Genomic DNA, 15,389 nt, shown 5'->3' on the forward strand with positions numbered 1-15,389 from the left:
GAATGACAAACCCGTTCCCAGGCCTTGTCTGTTTCTGCGCAAGCTTCCGGGTGCGAACGCCGGGACGGCTAGTCCGCCGCGGAGTGCCAGTACTCCGAGAGCACCTTTCCTGCGTTCGGCAGGACGAGTCCGGGCGCGGTGAGGCCGCCGCTGTACGTCGAGGCGTTGTTCAGCACCAGGTTGTTGTTCCCCGCGGCCGACGGCAGGCCCGTCTTGAGGTTCACGGCCCAGCTCAGGCTGCCGAACGGACCGCAGCCGGTGGCCTTGGGCACCGCGAAGGCGCTGTCGCCCTGGTCGTTCCCGGTGAGGGCGAATCTGAGCATCGCGCCGGCGGCGTCGCGCGTGCCGTCCACGTCGAAGCGCTGCACCTCGACGGCCGGCGGTGTGGTGTTCTGCGGCCGCAGGACCACCGGGTCGCTCTCGGATCCGATGTAGCACGTGGAGCCGAGGAGCGGGTTCTCCAGGCGTATACGGATGGGCAGCTTCACGATCTGCCGGCCGGTGACGAGTCCCGAGGTGAGGTTGAACTCGGTGGGGGTGCCCGCCGATTCCACCGTGGCCGTGACCTTGTTCAGCGTGGCGTCGGTGATGCTCTCGCACAGATCGCTGATCACCGGGATGTCGTCGTCCGGGCACATCAGCCCCAGCAGACCGCCGGGGATCTCGGTCGGCTCGCCGACCAGCGCGCCGCCGTCCGGCGGTACGACGGTGAACGTACCGGCGGCGGTGTCCTGGACGACACCGAACTGCATGTCGTTGGCCCCGGTCGTGGCCTCGGTGCTGCCCAGCTTGATCGAGCCGCTGGGCGAGTGCGAGGACACACAGGTGGCGACCAGCACCTCGCCGTCCGCCGCGAGCATGGCGGGATCGTCGACGGGGCACCGCGAGAAGGGGGCCCAGTCACCGTTGAGCTCCGCCCGGGCCGTGGCCGCGGAGGCGGCGGGGCCGGTGCTGAGGGGGACGGCGACCATGGCGGCGGCCACGGCCAGACCTGCGTACCGTCTCTTCGGGACAGCTCTCATCGCATCCTCAATTCCTGTCCGATACCGGGGTTTTCCTTCGTCGTTCAGCGTTCAGCCGTCGGCACGTCGGCGGGTTCCAGCGCGGGTGTGCACTTGATCTGCGGCTTGGGAGGAAGCTCACGCTCGGGGACGCACACGGCCCCCTGCATCTGCTTCACATAGCCGGACTCCCCGGAGATGGAGGCGGTGAAGAGGTCGTCGAGATCCTCACCGGCACCGCACCCTTCGAACGGGGGAATCGTGGCCTGCCCCGTGAGGGGGCCTCCGGTCGTCAGCTGGTATCCGGAGAACCCCGTCGCCGTCTGGACCACTTCACCGCGCATGGCGAGGGGAAAGTAGCCGGCCGTACGGCAGTCGGGTCCGACGTCCAGCGGCACGCCGTTCACTTTCACGTCGTAGAGACGGAGACTGAATTGCATGGAGATGGCCGTGTATCCGTGCTGCGGCGGGGGCGAGAGCACGAGATCGGAATGGATGTTCATGTCCGGGAGCCCGTCGTCGCCCACCGGGGGCGCCTTCTGGCTCATTTCCATTTTCGCGGTCGTCGGCATGAAACCGAAGGTCAGGAATGTCGCGGTGGACGGCGGGAGCTGCGGACGCCCCTCGTAGTCGACCACGACGCTCGAGTCCTGGTACAGGTGCAGCTGCCCGTCGACCAGCTCCGTGCGCTGGGGTCCTTGGGTGATCTGCGCGCAGGCGACCGGGAACTTCGATGCGCCGTTCAGCTTGGTGACGTTCGCGTAGCCCGTGACGTAGGCGACCATGCTGCGGTAGTCGGTGGGGTCGCCCGCGCAGGGCGGAGCCTCGCCGGCCGCGGGTGCCTGCGCCCCGGGTTCGACCTGGGGTGCCGCCGCGTCACGTGGTTCCCCTCCGGCTTCCTCGTCCTGCGCCGTCGGCGACGGCCATGGCTCGGTCTCCGGCGCTTCACCCTGGATGTCCACCGATCCCAGCTTCGGATCCTGGCCGTCCTGCGGGGTGCACGTCAGTTCCGGAGCCGCCTCTCCGGCCGGGCTCCCGTCCTCCTTCGTACTGTTCAGCACAACGGCCAGCTTCGCCGCGGCGAAGGTCAGTTCGCCGGGCCCCGAGGCCGTCACCTGGGGGACGTCGCCCGAGACGGCGAGTGCGAGATCCCCTTCGTCGGGCAGGGGGACCGCGTGCTCGGTCCTGCCGTTCCATTCGGCTTCGGCCGCGTGACCGTCCTGCGCCACATCGACCGCCAGCCGCGTCTCCGCCTCGACACGTACGGCATCCGGCCCCGTCAGCTCGGCCAGGACGGCTTCGGGCAGCACCAGCTCGATGCCGACCGCGCCGAGCCGCACCGCCTCGCCCGTCCTGCCCCGCTCCGGGAAGGTGGCCGAGACCCGGGCCTTCACCGGCCGCTCCCCCGAAGGGAAGTCACAGGTGAGGCCGAGCTCCGTGTCGATGTCCCGGTTGCCGACGGACGCCTGGGCTCCGGGGATCATGCCGGCCATGAGGACCGCGGCCAGAACCGCCGCGCTCCGTGCGGTGGCCCGCCCACGTCGCCCTTCCGGTACGCCGCGCATCGTCATCCTCCTGATTCCCTTCCGTCGGGCGTGCGGGCCGTCCGGCGGGCCGTCCGCCGCACGGCCCGACCGGGGCGCGGCCGTCCGGGCCGCGTCAGCTGCCGACGATGCCGTCCACGCCGTCCACGGCGTAGTCACCGGTGAACGACGGGTTCATGCCGTCCTGGATGAGACCCGCGCAGCCCGCCGTCGCGTCGGAGACGGTCAGCACGTGGTCGCCGCCGGCCTCCACCGACAGCACGTCGGTGTCGTTGGTGTAGGTCGCGTTGACCTCGCCGCTGACCGAGAAGGTGCAGGAGAGCACGGTGACTTCCGCGCTGATGTTGTCGATGTAGCCGGTGGTCACGCCTGACGCGTCGTCGTAGTCCACGGCCTGGATCCGCCAGGGCGGAGAGGTGCTCGTGACGGGTGCCACGGGGCCGAGGATGCTGGTGCAGGGTGCGGCCGATGTGCCGAAGTACGCCGATTCGATGTCGGCGACATGGCCCGGGTTGCCGGTCGCGCTGAACGCGGTACCGCCGGCACCGGCCTCGGGACAGGTCATCGGGATGCCGCCGGCCTCCAGGACCGTGTTGGTCGACACGGCCGTGAACGGCGCGGGGTCGGGCGAGACGGTCCAGGTGGTGGCCGGGACGGCCATGGCCTGGGTGGTGCCGAGCACGAGGGCGGCGGACGCCACGCCCGTGGCGATGGCGATCTTTCTGAGGGTGTTGCGCACAGTGAGTTCCTCCGATTCGACAATGCGGGTGCACTGTTGCGGGGATTCGCGCGCCGAACCCTGCATAGACGCAGGGAGCGCGACGATGAACCGAGTGGTGTGGGGGACCGTGCTGCCGATTCAGCCACACACGTTCTGTGACAGGGCGTGACGTTACTTGCGGGAAACTTGGAGCACAATCCCGGAGTCGAAATTGCCCACCGGCATTCTTTTTCCTCATCCGGAGGTCACTAATCGACGCACCGCACTTGTCACTTGGTGCGCAAATTCATCGCCACGGAGCCCGGCGGGTCCTGGCCACCGCCGCGGCTTCACCCCTCGGGCCGGGGCGGAACGCACGTACGGGGCACGGCGGCCCGTCTCCCGGTGAGCCGGCGTCCGAAAATATTGTCCGGAAGTGAGCAACAGCGTCCTCACCTGCACCGGAGCACCACAATGCAACCCTCATGTGTGCCCCTTGCACCTGAGTCCTGTCCAAGTAGTGGGCAGTTCGAGCGACTTGGTCTACCTTCGTCGCCGAAGCAAGGGGGGACAGCATGCCGAGACTCATACAGCCGCTGGACACCGGGGATCCGCTGGGGCCGCTCCCGCAGGAATTCGCCGCGATCATGCGGCCCGAACTGCCCAGCCTGATCAAAGAGATCGGCATGGAAGTCACACGTGCCTATCCGGAATACGCGCGACTGCTGAACGGCCCCAACGGCCAGACCATCAGGGTCGGTGTCGAACAGAGCCTGTCCTCCTTCGTCGACCTGGTCGCCGAGCCGACCACATCGACGACGCTCCGCGACGACATGTGCCGAAGATTCGGGCGCTTCGAGGCGTACGAGGGGCGTGGCATGGACACCCTCCAGGGCGCCTACCGGCTGGGAGCGCGGGTCGCCCTGCGCCGGGCGAAGAAGGTCGGCCGGAGCTACAACTTCTCGCCGACCCTGATGCTCAGCTTCGCCGACGCGCTGTTCGCCTATGTCGACGAGCTGGAGTCGCTGTCCCGCGAGGGGTATCTGGAGGTGCAGGCCAGATCCGACCAGCAGAGCGAGGCCATGCGCCGCCGGCTCCTGCATCTGATCCTGTCCGGCCGCCCGGTGCCGAGCACCGCGATCTCGGAGCTGTGCGAGCAGACCGGCTGGGCGCTGCCCGAACAGGTGACCCTGATCGCCTTACGCGCGCCCGCGGTCGTGGACCCCGCCGACCTCGCCCGTGACGTACTGGCCGATCTCGGCGGACCGCAGCCGCACATGCTGATGCCCGGGCCGCTGGACGACGCACGACGGCAGATGCTGGAGCGCGCGCTGACCGGCACCCGTGCGGTCGTCGGACTGACCGTGCCGACCCCGCTCGCCGCGGACTCGGTCCGCTGGGCCCGCCGGGTACTCGAACTCGTCGACGCGGGAGTCGTCGACGACGCGCCCGTCATCCTCTGCGAGGACCACCTCGTCACCCTGTGGCTGCTCTCCGACCCCGCCCTTCTGGACCAGCTCGCCGAGCGTGAACTGGCCGCGGTCTCCGGCATCAGCACCGCACGGCGCGAGCGGCTGATCGAGACCCTGCGCATCTGGCTGGACACCCGCGGCACGGCCGCCCAGATGGGCGAGCTGCTGGATGTCCACCCCCAGACGGTCCGCTACCGGATGCGCAGTCTGGAGGCCATCTTCGGTGATCAGCTCACGGACCCCGAGAGCCGCTTCTCGACCGAGGCCGTGCTGCGCGCCGCGCGACTGCGGGCCCGCGGCGGCCAGTCACTGAACTGATCGCGCATCACATCAGCCCGCGCGGAGTCAACTTACCTCCAGGTAACGCGAAATAGACGGTCAGTCCCAAACGGTTGCGACACGGAGACGTTCTCAACGAGAAACCCGGAACTGCGTCCCGTTACATAGGGAGGAGCGGCGGCCCACCGGCCGTCGGCGAGCACCGCCTCCTGGCCGACCATCCGAGAGGGAACCCCCATGACCGCTTCGCACCTCCTCGTCCCCGTGCCGATCCCGGACCGGGTCGCCGCGCTGATCGGGTCCTGCACCCCGCCGCACATTCTTCAGGCGGAGTTCGACGCCGACTGCGCCGCCCGCGAGGTGCGCAGGTTCCGCGGACCGAGGCTCTGCGTCGAGGACCAGGCCGACCGCGAGCAGGCCCTGTCCGAGCTCGCACGGGCCAACAAGGTGCTGTCCGCCCATCACCCGCGACTCGCGGTGCACCCCGACGGCAGCTGGTGACGTCTGCTTGCTTGCGCCGGGGCGACGACCGCCTTACCTTACTCAGAAGTAAGTTTACTCTGGAGTAAGGATCTGGCGTGGCCGACAACAGCAGCGGCAACCTCACCGACGAACTGTCCGGGCTCGACTTCGCGGCGGTCTCCCCGGCGGAGTTCGCGCGGATCGTCAAGGGCCTGTCGGCCAAGCAGCTCGGCGAGGTCATGCACGGTGACCTGCGCACCCGGGTGCTGGGCGAGGTCTTCGGCCGGATGCGGCAGCAGTTCCGCCCGGAAGCGGCCGGCGGGCTGGAGGCCCTGATCCGCTGGAAGATCACCGGTGAGAGCGACGAGGTCTACGAGACCTCCATAGCGAACGGCGCCTGCACGGTGCACCAGGGCCGCTCCGACGCCGAGCCCCGCACGACGCTGGTGATGGGCGACGCCGAGTTCCTCAAGCTGGTCTCGGGCAACGGCAATCCCGTGACGATGTTCATGATGCGCAAGCTGAAGGTCGCCGGCGACGTCGGCCTGGCCTCGGGCCTGACCCGTTACTTCGACATCCCGAAGGCCTGAGCCCATGAGCTACTTCTCCCTCGCCCTGACCGAGGAACAGCAGGATCTGCGCAACTGGGTGCACGGCTTCGCCGCCCAGGTGGTACGCCCCGCGGCCGCCGAGTGGGACGAGCGCGAAGAGACACCGTGGCCGGTCATCCAGGAGGCGGCGAAGATCGGCCTCTACGGCTTCGAGTCGCTCGCCGACATGTACGGGGACCCCAGCGGGCTCTCCCTCCAGATCGCCAACGAGGAGCTCTTCTGGGGCGACGCCGGGATCGGCATGGCCCTGTTCGGCACCTCGCTCGCGGTCGCCGGCATCTTCGCCTCGGGCACCCCCGACCAGCTGGCCGAGTGGGTCCCCCAGTGCTACGGCGACCAGGACGACCCCAAGGTCGCGGCGTTCTGCGTCTCCGAACCGCAGGCCGGCTCCGATGTCTCCGCGATGGCCACCAGGGCCAGGTACGACGAGGCCAAGGACGAGTGGGTGCTCTCCGGCCAGAAGGCGTGGATCACCAACGGCGGGATCGCCGAGATCCATGTGGTCGTCGCCTCGGTCGACCCCGCGCTGGGCGCGCGCGGACAGGCCGCGTTCATCGTCCCGCCCGGCACACCAGGTCTCGCGTCGAGCCGCACCATCAAGAAGCTCGGCCTGCGCGCCTCGCACACGGCGGACGTCTTCCTCGACGAGGTACGCGTACCCGGGCACTGCCTGCTGGGCGGGAAGGAGAAGCTGGACGCGCGGCTCGCCAGGGCCCGTGAGGGCGGCACCGCCAAGGGCCAGGCGGCCATGGCGACCTTCGAGGTCAGCCGCCCCACCGTGGGCGCGCAGGCGCTGGGCATCGCACGCGCCGCGTACGAGTACGCGCTGGAATACGCGGGAGAGCGCGAGGCGTTCGGCCGGCCGGTCATCGAGAACCAGTCGATCGCGTTCGCCCTCGCCGACATCCGTACCGAGATCGAGGCCGTACGCCTGCTGATCTGGCAGGCGGCCTGGATGGCCCGCAACGACCGGACCTTCGACGCGGGGCAGGGCTCCATGTCGAAGCTGCGCGCGGGCGAACTCGCCGTCGCCGCCACGGAGAAGGCGGTCCAGATCCTCGGCGGCGCCGGGTACAGCAGGGAACACCCGGTGGAGCGGATGTACCGCGACGCCAAGATCTACACCATCTTCGAGGGTACGAGCGAGATCCAGCGGCTGGTCATCGCCCGGGCCATCTCGGGGCGTCACATCCGCTGACAGCGCGGGCCGGACACGGCACGATCGTGCAGTGCGGCGGACCGTACGGGGAGGCGGGTCCGCCGCGCCGCCCCCGCCTCCCCCGACGGAGGTCCCATGCGACGCGCGTTCCCTGCGGCAACCGCTCTCGTAGCCCTGGCTCTGGCGACGTCCCCCGCGGCCGCGTCGTCAGCGGCCGCGCCCGGGCCCGGCGGATGGGAGCCGGCCCCCACTCCCCCGTACGACATGCCCGCCGGTTCCCGCTGCGATGTCCCCGTCCACAGCGAGCCCGTGGTGGACGAGGTGGTGCAACGCGTCCTGGACCGGCGGGCGGACGGCACCCCCTCCCGGGTCGCCTACCGCGGCGACCTCGTCGTCCGTGTCACCAACACGGACACCGGCGCCTTCCACGACGCGGACGTCAGCGGCAGCGCCGTCGTCGACTACCACGCGGACGGCTCGCAGAAGTGGTACGTCGCCGGTCCCGTGCTGGCGGGCATCGGCGAGAACGCCGGGAACCTGGCACGGGGTCTCTATGTGCTGGACGGCGTGTACACCATGGACATCAGCGCCACCGGCTACAAGACGGTGCACCTGGTCCACGGGTCCGCCGACGACCTCTGCGCACGGATCGGCTGAGGCTCCTCCACCCCTGCCCCGGTAGCACCTCCACATCGACTCCCGGGTAGGACGCCAGGCCCGCCACCGTCGCCGCACACTCCGACCCGATCGGCTCCCGGCCGCGGTGAAGACAGCGACGATGGTGGCGATGCCCCCGAAGGAACCGCCGATCCCGAAGAGCGTCTCCTTGCCGTAGGCCGGGCCCGGCCCCGAACGGCTTTCGGCCGACCCCAACCCGGGCGGCGCTGTTCCCGCCCAGCCCCCGTACAGTCGTCCCATGCCGATATCCTCCGCGGAGCCCGCGCCGGCCCGTTCGCTCACCGAGCTGAACGCGGCGATCCGGGCGCTCGTGCACGGTGGCCTGGGTTCCCCCGAGGCACGCCGGGAGTACGAGCGGCTCCTCGTCGAGTGGGCGACCGCGGTGCGGACGGACATGAAGGACGCGGCCTGAGGGCTGTCGCGTCATCCCTGGTGGGCACCCGGCCTTCAGGCCCCGACGGGTGTGAACCGCACCGGGAGCGATGCCGGGCCCCGGGTGAAGACGCCCTCCTCGACCGGGCTGAAGCCGTCGGCGAGCCGCAGATCCGGCATCGCGTCGAGCAGTTGGTTCACCCCGGTCTCGATCTCCGCGCGGGCCAGCAGCGCGCCCACGCAGAAGTGCCGGCCCAGGGCGAAGGCCAGGTGGTCGGCGGCGGCGGAGAACGCCGTGGTGCTGGTCAGGTCGTCACGGAACAGGTCGAAGCGGTCCGGGTCGGTGTAGCGGGCACCGTCCCGGTTGGCCGAGCCGATCAGACAGGTGACGGTGGCACCGGCCGGGACGGTGCCACCGGACAGCTCCACCTCGCCCGCGGTCTGGCGCATGATCATGTGGACCGGCGGGGTGTAGCGCAGGGTCTCGGCGAAGGCCCGGTCGATCAGGGACCTGTCCCGCCGGACGGCGGCGAGCTGATCGGGGTGTGCCAGCAGATTGGCGAAGACCGAGGCGATGGCCTTGTCGGTCGTCTCACCGCCGGCTGCGAGCAGCAGGCTGCAGAACGCCTTGATGTCCTCGTCGCTCATGCGCACGCCGTCGACCTCGGCGGCGCAGAGTGCGGAGAGCAGGTCGTCCCCGGGCCGCTCCCGGCGCCGCTGGATGACCGGGATCATGTACTCGGCGAATTCCTGACGGGTCCGCTCCCCCGCCGCCGCGACCGCCGGGTCGCCCGCCAGGTTGCCGAGGAAGGCGATGACGTTCGTGTACCAGCCGTGGAAGCTCTGGTGGTCCGCCCTGTCCAGGCCGAGCATGTCGGCGATGACCAGGACGGGGAAGCGGGTCGCGAACGCCCCGACGAGATCGGCCTCCCCGGTGTGCCGGAAGGTGTCGATGAGCTCGCGGGCATTGCGCTCGATGACGGGCAGGAACTTCTCCTGGAGGTCCGCACCGCGGAAGGCCGGGGCGACGAGGGCCCGGCGTACGGCGTGTTCCCTGCCGCCGAGCTGGAGGATCGTCCGGCCGTGTACGGGCTCCAGCTGCCAGTCGTAGTTCTCGGTGGTGAACTCCTGGGCCCGGTCCTTGAAGATCCGCTCGACGTCCTCGTAGCGGGAGACGAGATAACTCCCCGTCGCCTCGTGGTGGATGAGGGGTGCGGACTCCCGCATCGTCCGGTAGGCCCCGTAGGGATCGGCGGCGAAGGCGGGCGAGAGAATGTCGGGCGGTGAGGACGCCTGGGACACGGGTGACTCCTGTGGGGGCAGAGTTCAGGATGGCGCGGACGTGCTGCACCCAAGGCTATTGACCCTCCGTCCGCTGTCCTACCCCCTTGGGAGCATCTCTTGACCGTCACGCCGGGCGCCGCCGTACGTACGTCCGTCCTCTTCGTCACCGACCTCGCCTACGAGGCGCGTGGACGGCGCTACTGCGACGAGGACATCTTCCTGACGGCCCGGCTGCGCGAGGACTTCGACGTCGCGCTCTGCCACCCGGGGGACGCGGCCGCGCTGCTGGACGGGTTCGACGTGGTCGTCGTCCGCAACAGCGGACCGGTCCTGTACCACCAGGAGGCGTACGACGCCTTCCGGGTCCGGGCGCGGGAGACGGGGACACGCGTCTACAACTCGCTCGACGGGCGTGGGGACATGGCCGGCAAGCAGTATCTCGTCGATCTCGACCGGGCCGGCTTCCCGGTGATCCCGACCGTGGACCGTGCGGCGGATCTCGGGCTGCTCCCCCGCTCGACGGGGTACGTCGTCAAGCCGAAGCTCGGCGCGGACTCGGTGGGGCTGAGGTTCACCGACGAGCCGGAGTACGGGGGTACGGACGGCACGCTGCTCGTCCAGCCCCGGATCGACTTCCGTTACGAGGTGTCCTTCTACTTCGTCGACCACGACTTCCAGTACGCCCTCCACGCACCGCGTCCGGACAGGCGCTGGATGCTCGAACCGTATGCGCCGAGCCCCGAAGACCTGGACTTCGCGCGCCGCTTCGTGGAGTGGAACACCCTGGCACACGGGATCCAGCGGGTGGACGCCTGCCGGACGCCGGAGGGCGGCCTGCTGCTCGTCGAGCTGGAGGACCTCAATCCGTATCTGTCGCTCGACCTCGTCACGGAGAGGGTGCGTGACGTGTTCGTGGCCCGGATGAAGGACTCCCTGCGGGCGCTGCCGGCCTGACCCGTCCGGCTCGTTCCCGCATGCGCGGGGCAGGCCCGGGTGTGAGGGTGCGAAGGTGACCACTGCCAGCGAGACCGCCCCCGCCACGCAGAGTGCCGCAGCGCCACCCGTCCTCGACCCGGGACGCCGCAACATCGTCTTCGCCACGATCGTGCTGGGGATCCTGCTCGCCGCGCTGGACCAGACGATCGTGGGCACGGCACTCCCCACCATCGTCTCGGATCTCGGCGGTGCGGAGCACATGTCGTGGGTCGTGACGGCCTATCTGCTGGCGGAGACCGTGGCGACGGTGCTGGTCGGCAAGTTCGGTGACCTCTTCGGCCGGAAGCTGATCTTCCAGATCTCGGCGGTCATCTTCATCACCGGTTCGTTCCTCTGCGGCCTCGCGTCCAACATGCTGCTGCTGATCATCTGGCGCGGTCTGCAGGGCATCGGCGCGGGCGGGCTCATGGTCACCGCCATGGCGCTGATCGCCGATGTCATCCCGCTGCGCGAGCGGGGCAAGTACCAGGGGGCCATCGGCGCGGTCTTCGGCGTCGCCACGGTGGTCGGACCGCTGCTGGGCGGGCTGTTCACCGACCATCTGACCTGGCGTTGGGCGTTCTACGTCAATGTGCCGATCGCGATCGTGGTGGTCATCGCGGCCGCCCGCACGATCCCCTCCGTGCGCGCGGCCGGACGCCCCGTCATCGACTATCTGGGCATCGCGCTCGTCGCCGTGGGCGCCAGCGCGCTGATCCTCGGCACGAGCTGGGGCGGCAACGAGTACGCCTGGGGCTCACCGGTCATCATCGGTCTGTTCATCGGCGGGCTGGTCGCCCTGGCCCTCTTCTGCGTCGTGGAGACACGGGCGAAGGAGCCGATGCTGCCGATGCGGCTGTTCCGCAACCCGGTGTTCGCGGTCTGCTCCATCCTGAGCTTCATCGTGGGCTTCGCCATGCTCGGCGCGATGATCTATCTGCCGACCTACCTCCAGTACGTCGACGGGGACTCGGCCACCCTGTCCGGGGTGCGGACCCTGCCCCTGGTGGTGGGCCTGCTGGCGGCCTCGATCTTCAGCGGCAACGTGGTGAGCAAGACCGGCCACTACCGCTTCTTCCCCGTCGCGGGTTCGCTGGTGATGGCACTGGGTCTCTATCTCCTCTCCAGGATGGGACCGGGCACCGGCACCTGGCTGGAGTCGCTGTACATGCTGGTGCTGGGCATCGGAATCGGCCTGTCGATGCAGGTGCTGACGATCGCCGTGCAGAACACGGTGGACTACTCGGACCTGGGGACCGCGACATCCGGTGTGACGTTCTTCCGTACGCTGGGCAGCTCGTTCGGCACGGCGGTCTTCGGCACGATCTACGCGAACTCCCTGCGGCCGAATCTGGCGCAGGGGGTCGAACAGGCGGCGCGGGCCGGCGGCGATCCGGCCACGCTCGCCCGGGTGGCGGAGAACCCGAAGGCCGTGCACGCCCTGCCGGCGGGACAGACCGCGCCTCTGGCCCAGGCGTACGCGGACACCCTGCACACGGTCTTCCTCTGGACGGTGCCGGTGGCTCTGCTGGGGTTCGTCGTCGCACTCTTCCTGAAGGAGGTGAAGCTGCGCGACAGCGCCAGGGCCGGCTCGACGGACATGGGTGAGGGCTTCGCCCAGCCGAAGACCGGGGACGCGGCGAACGTGCTCGAATCCGCCGTGGCCAGGATCCTGCACCAGGCCGGACCCGACACGGCCCGGCGGATCGTCGCGGAGTCCGACACCCGGCTCGACACGGCGGGGGCCTGGGCCGTGATGCAGGTGGACCTCTTCACCCGGATGGTCGGCCACGCGGGCCTCCGGCTGATCGCGGCCAGGCACCGGATCCCGCCGGAGGTGCTGGTGCCCGTCTTCGACCGGATGATCGAGGAGGGGTATCTCACCGGGGACGGCCGGATCTTCACGCACACGGCTGCGGGCAGCCGTGAGGCGGCGACGATCTCGGCCGCCTGGGGCCGCTGGCTGGAGGAGCGGCTGGCCGAGGACGGCGCCCGGCCGGACGACCGTGAGCTGCGCGCCGCGGTGGACATGATCGCCAAACGGCTGCTCGCCGAGGACCTGCAACAGGAGCTGGCCCCGCCCGAGCGCACACTGACCTCGGCCTGATCCGGTCGGCGGGGCCCGGCCGCTATTCGACGAAGACCGCGGCCTCGTACACCCAGGCGCCCTGCTCACGGACGAAGCGGCTCTTCTCGTGGAGCGAGTCGGGCCTGCCGTCGTCGGTGTAGTGGGCGCGGAAGGTGACCGTACCGGTGGAGTGGAAGGCGCTGCCCTCGGTGGTGTCGAGGATCTCCAGCCCCGTCCAGCGCATCGCCGGGTCGAAGTCGACGGCGGGCGGCCGGGACGCCGGGTGCCAGGTGCGCAGCAGATATCCGGCGTCCCGGACCACGAAGGCCGCGTACCGCGAGCGCATCAGCGCCTCGCACGTCGGGGCCGCGAAGGTCCCGGCGTGCATCCGGCCGCAGCAGTCCCCGTAGGCCGCGGGCAGACCGCACGGGCACGGTGCCTCCGGGGTGATCCGCGGGGGCCCCGCCTGGGGAGCGGCAGGCCGGCGGGGTCGTGAGGTGCGTCGTGACATGCGTCCATTGTGGACGAGGCCGATCGGCGCAGGCCCATCGGCTCAGGCGGGCCCATCGGCTCGGTTCCATCGGCTCAGACCTCGAGCGCCTTGCCCCTGACCTGGCCCGACCGGTAGAGGACGAGCGTGGCGAGGGCACCGAGGGCGAACACCCCGGCCGCCCACCAGTAGGCGGTGGTGTAGCCGTGGACGCCCGCTTCGGCGATGACCTGCGGTGTGGGCCCCGGATGGTCCGCCAGGTAGGCGCTGACGGCGGTGGTCGCCATGGTGTTGAACAGGGCGGTCCCGACCGACCCGCCGATCTGCTGCATGACGTTGACAGCGGCGGACGCCACTCCGGCGTCGCGCTCGCTCACCCCGTGCGTGGGCAGGCTGATGGCGGGAGCGATGGCCAGCCCGGTGCCGAGTCCGGCCAGCAGCAGGGGCGGCAGCACATCGGCCGCGTAGGTGCTGTGGACGCCGAGGGCGGTCATCCAGATCAGGCTCGCCGCTGACAGGGCGAGGCCGAGCGGGACCAGGGGCCGGGGACCGACGCGCGGCATCAGCACGGTCGTGGTGACAATCGAGATGACCATCATGACGACGACCATGGGCAGGAACGCGAGCCCCGTACGGATCGGGCTGTAGCCCAGGGTCTGTTGCAGGTAGTAGGTGAGGAAGAGGAACACACCGAACGTGCCGGCGCCGATCACCATCATCGTCAGGTACGAGGCGCCCCGCGTGCGGTCGACGATGATGCGCAGCGGCAGGAGGGGCTGGCGCGCCCGGGTCTGCCACCGGGCGAACACGGCGAGGAGCACGACCCCGGCCACGAGCGGCAGCCAGGTCTCGGGGGCGCCCCAGGAGTGGGAGTCGGCGTTGCCGAGGCCGTAGACGATGCCGAACAGGCCGCTGGAGACGAGCAGGGTGCCGGGCACGTCCAGGCGGACCGAGCGGTCCCGGACGCCGGGGCGCAGCAGGGTCAGCGCTCCGGCCAGTGCGACGACGGCGAAGCCCACGTTGATGTACATGGTCCAGCGCCAGTCGAGCTGCTGGGTGAGGACGCCGCCGAGCAGCAGGCCGATGGCTCCGCCGGCGCCCGCGACGGCCCCGAACACTCCGAACGCCTTGGCCCGCTCGGCGGGTTCGGTGAAGGTGGTGACGAGCAGCGAGCGGGCGGCCGGTGCGAGCAGGGCGGCGAAGGCACCCTGGAGGACGCGCGCCGCGATCAGATACCCGAAGGTGTGCGCGGCGCCGCCCAGTGCGGAGGCGGCAGCGAAGCCGATCAGGCCGGTCATCATGGCGGCGCGGCGGCCGAACATGTCGGAGATGCGTCCGCCGAGCAGGAGCAGGCTGCCGAAGGCGAGCGCGTAGGCGGTGATCACCCACTGCCGGCTGCTGTCGGCGAACCCCAGGTCGGTCTGGGCGGACGGCAGCGCGATGTTCACGACGGTGGCGTCGAGCATGACCATCAGCTGGGCCAGGGCGATGACGGTGAGGACCCACCATCGGCTCCTGTGCGACTGATCTGCCGGTCGAGCGGTGTCGAGGGTGGGCGTGAGGGCCATGGCGGGCTGCCTTTCAGGGGAACGCGAGTCCCTAATGCATACTGGGTTGCGTTATCAATGTATGCGCCGCCGGGTCATTAATGCAATCCTGGATGCATTAACGCTCGACGTAACGCAATCTCCGGAGCGTTAAGATGTATGTATGACTGCGACCAAGGAGCCCAGGCGGCGCCCCGGGGGTCGGACGGCGCGCACCACGGAAGCCGTCCACGGGGCGGTGCTCGCCCTCATCGCCGAGGGCGGCGCCGCGCGCGTCCAGGTTCCCGATGTCGCCGAGCGTTCCGGGGTGCACGCCTCGACGATCTACCGCCGCTGGGGCAGTCCCGTGAGCCTCGTGCTCGATGTGGCGCTGGACCGGCTCGGCGCCGCGGCCGAGGTGCCCGCGACGGGCAGCCTGCGGGGGGATCTGCTCGCCTACGCGCGCCGGACACGCGCGGCGACCGAGGGACCCGAGGGATTCGCGCTGCTGCACGCCGTCGTCTCCGCGTGCGATCTGACCGGGAAGTCCGAGGGCGCGGGAATGCGGCATCTGCACCGCCGCGGCACGGAGATCCAGGCCATGCTGGACCGTCACCCCGGCGACGCGCCGACGCTGGAGGACGTACTCGACGGGGTGCTGGCGCCCGTCTATCTACGTGTGCTGTTCAACGCCGGCGGCATGGACGACGCCTATGTCGAGAAGCTCGTCGACCGTCTGCTGCTCGCCGGGGGCTGACCTGCGGCGGT

Annotated in this window: 15 protein-coding genes; 9 read left to right on the forward strand and 6 right to left on the reverse strand. The window is 70.1% G+C overall.

Annotation, left to right across the window (positions count from 1 at the left end):
- Positions 1-68 precede the first annotated feature (68 nt).
- The 3 genes from OG623_RS03325 to OG623_RS03335 all read right to left on the reverse strand — a co-directional run bounded on the left by OG623_RS03325 (position 69) and on the right by OG623_RS03335 (position 3,284).
- Positions 69-1,022 (reverse strand): hypothetical protein, encoded by a 954-nt coding sequence (locus OG623_RS03325; protein ID WP_406144112.1) that lies wholly within the window; start codon positions 1,020-1,022, stop codon positions 69-71.
- Between the two features lie 44 nt (positions 1,023-1,066).
- On the reverse strand, positions 1,067-2,566 hold the full coding sequence (locus tag OG623_RS03330) for a DUF6801 domain-containing protein (protein ID WP_406144113.1): 1,500 nt from the start codon (positions 2,564-2,566) through the stop codon (positions 1,067-1,069).
- 94 nt (positions 2,567-2,660) lie between these two features.
- The gene (locus OG623_RS03335; RefSeq protein ID WP_406144115.1) at positions 2,661-3,284 is read right to left on the reverse strand and encodes a hypothetical protein; all 624 of its coding nucleotides are present in this window, start codon (positions 3,282-3,284) and stop codon (positions 2,661-2,663) included.
- 536 nt (positions 3,285-3,820) lie between these two features.
- Between OG623_RS03335 and OG623_RS03340 the strand changes: the two genes are divergently transcribed.
- The 6 genes from OG623_RS03340 (at position 3,821) to OG623_RS03365 (ending at position 8,318) form a co-directional block, all read left to right on the forward strand.
- Positions 3,821-5,035 (forward strand): PucR family transcriptional regulator, encoded by a 1,215-nt coding sequence (locus OG623_RS03340; protein ID WP_406144117.1) that lies wholly within the window; start codon positions 3,821-3,823, stop codon positions 5,033-5,035.
- Positions 5,036-5,233: 198 nt separating this feature from the next.
- Positions 5,234-5,497: a hypothetical protein gene (locus OG623_RS03345; RefSeq protein WP_406144119.1), complete on the forward strand. Its 264-nt coding sequence runs from the start codon at positions 5,234-5,236 to the stop codon at positions 5,495-5,497.
- Between the two features lie 77 nt (positions 5,498-5,574).
- Complete coding sequence (locus OG623_RS03350; RefSeq protein ID WP_406144121.1) at positions 5,575-6,048, forward strand: SCP2 sterol-binding domain-containing protein; 474 nt, start codon at positions 5,575-5,577, stop codon at positions 6,046-6,048.
- A gap of 4 nt (positions 6,049-6,052) precedes the next feature.
- Entirely contained in the window at positions 6,053-7,267 is a 1,215-nt protein-coding gene (locus tag OG623_RS03355; RefSeq protein WP_406144123.1) for an acyl-CoA dehydrogenase family protein, read from the forward strand.
- A 96-nt stretch (positions 7,268-7,363) separates the two neighbouring features.
- Complete coding sequence (locus tag OG623_RS03360; RefSeq protein ID WP_406144125.1) at positions 7,364-7,885, forward strand: hypothetical protein; 522 nt, start codon at positions 7,364-7,366, stop codon at positions 7,883-7,885.
- Positions 7,886-8,144: 259 nt separating this feature from the next.
- The gene (locus tag OG623_RS03365) at positions 8,145-8,318 is read left to right on the forward strand and encodes a hypothetical protein (RefSeq protein WP_362894446.1); all 174 of its coding nucleotides are present in this window, start codon (positions 8,145-8,147) and stop codon (positions 8,316-8,318) included.
- 35 nt (positions 8,319-8,353) lie between these two features.
- Here the strand turns inward: OG623_RS03365 and OG623_RS03370 are convergent, their stop codons facing one another.
- Positions 8,354-9,580 (reverse strand): cytochrome P450, encoded by a 1,227-nt coding sequence (locus OG623_RS03370; RefSeq protein WP_406144127.1) that lies wholly within the window; start codon positions 9,578-9,580, stop codon positions 8,354-8,356.
- Positions 9,581-9,679: 99 nt separating this feature from the next.
- Between OG623_RS03370 and OG623_RS03375 the strand changes: the two genes are divergently transcribed.
- Together OG623_RS03375 and OG623_RS03380 are read left to right on the forward strand one after the other, a co-directional pair.
- Positions 9,680-10,516, forward strand: coding sequence for a hypothetical protein (locus OG623_RS03375; protein WP_406144129.1), 837 nt, complete (start codon positions 9,680-9,682; stop codon positions 10,514-10,516).
- A 55-nt stretch (positions 10,517-10,571) separates the two neighbouring features.
- Positions 10,572-12,644 (forward strand): MDR family MFS transporter, encoded by a 2,073-nt coding sequence (locus tag OG623_RS03380; RefSeq protein ID WP_406144131.1) that lies wholly within the window; start codon positions 10,572-10,574, stop codon positions 12,642-12,644.
- 22 nt (positions 12,645-12,666) lie between these two features.
- Here the strand turns inward: OG623_RS03380 and OG623_RS03385 are convergent, their stop codons facing one another.
- Together OG623_RS03385 and OG623_RS03390 are read right to left on the reverse strand one after the other, a co-directional pair.
- The gene (locus OG623_RS03385; RefSeq protein WP_406144133.1) at positions 12,667-13,116 is read right to left on the reverse strand and encodes a YchJ family protein; all 450 of its coding nucleotides are present in this window, start codon (positions 13,114-13,116) and stop codon (positions 12,667-12,669) included.
- 74 nt (positions 13,117-13,190) lie between these two features.
- Positions 13,191-14,663: an MFS transporter gene (locus OG623_RS03390; RefSeq protein WP_406144135.1), complete on the reverse strand. Its 1,473-nt coding sequence runs from the start codon at positions 14,661-14,663 to the stop codon at positions 13,191-13,193.
- A gap of 142 nt (positions 14,664-14,805) precedes the next feature.
- Between OG623_RS03390 and OG623_RS03395 the strand changes: the two genes are divergently transcribed.
- Entirely contained in the window at positions 14,806-15,378 is a 573-nt protein-coding gene (locus tag OG623_RS03395) for a TetR/AcrR family transcriptional regulator (protein WP_406144137.1), read from the forward strand.
- Positions 15,379-15,389 lie beyond the last annotated feature (11 nt).

Source organism: Streptomyces sp. NBC_01012, assembly GCF_045162755.1.
Classification (GTDB): domain Bacteria; phylum Actinomycetota; class Actinomycetes; order Streptomycetales; family Streptomycetaceae; genus Streptomyces.

Bases quoted from the DNA above. Each gene is read 5' to 3' on its own strand.
- OG623_RS03325 (WP_406144112.1), bottom strand. From the start codon at position 1,022: ATGAGAGCTGTCCCGAAGAGACGGTACGCAGGTCTGGCCGTGGCCGCC.
- OG623_RS03330 (WP_406144113.1), bottom strand. From the start codon at position 2,566: ATGCGCGGCGTACCGGAAGGGCGACGTGGGCGGGCCACCGCACGGAGC.
- OG623_RS03340 (WP_406144117.1), top strand. From the start codon at position 3,821: ATGCCGAGACTCATACAGCCGCTGGACACCGGGGATCCGCTGGGGCCG.
- OG623_RS03345 (WP_406144119.1), top strand. From the start codon at position 5,234: ATGACCGCTTCGCACCTCCTCGTCCCCGTGCCGATCCCGGACCGGGTC.
- OG623_RS03355 (WP_406144123.1), top strand. From the start codon at position 6,053: ATGAGCTACTTCTCCCTCGCCCTGACCGAGGAACAGCAGGATCTGCGC.
- OG623_RS03360 (WP_406144125.1), top strand. From the start codon at position 7,364: ATGCGACGCGCGTTCCCTGCGGCAACCGCTCTCGTAGCCCTGGCTCTG.
- OG623_RS03365 (WP_362894446.1), top strand. From the start codon at position 8,145: ATGCCGATATCCTCCGCGGAGCCCGCGCCGGCCCGTTCGCTCACCGAG.
- OG623_RS03385 (WP_406144133.1), bottom strand. From the start codon at position 13,116: ATGTCACGACGCACCTCACGACCCCGCCGGCCTGCCGCTCCCCAGGCG.
- OG623_RS03390 (WP_406144135.1), bottom strand. From the start codon at position 14,663: ATGGCCCTCACGCCCACCCTCGACACCGCTCGACCGGCAGATCAGTCG.
- OG623_RS03395 (WP_406144137.1), top strand. From the start codon at position 14,806: ATGACTGCGACCAAGGAGCCCAGGCGGCGCCCCGGGGGTCGGACGGCG.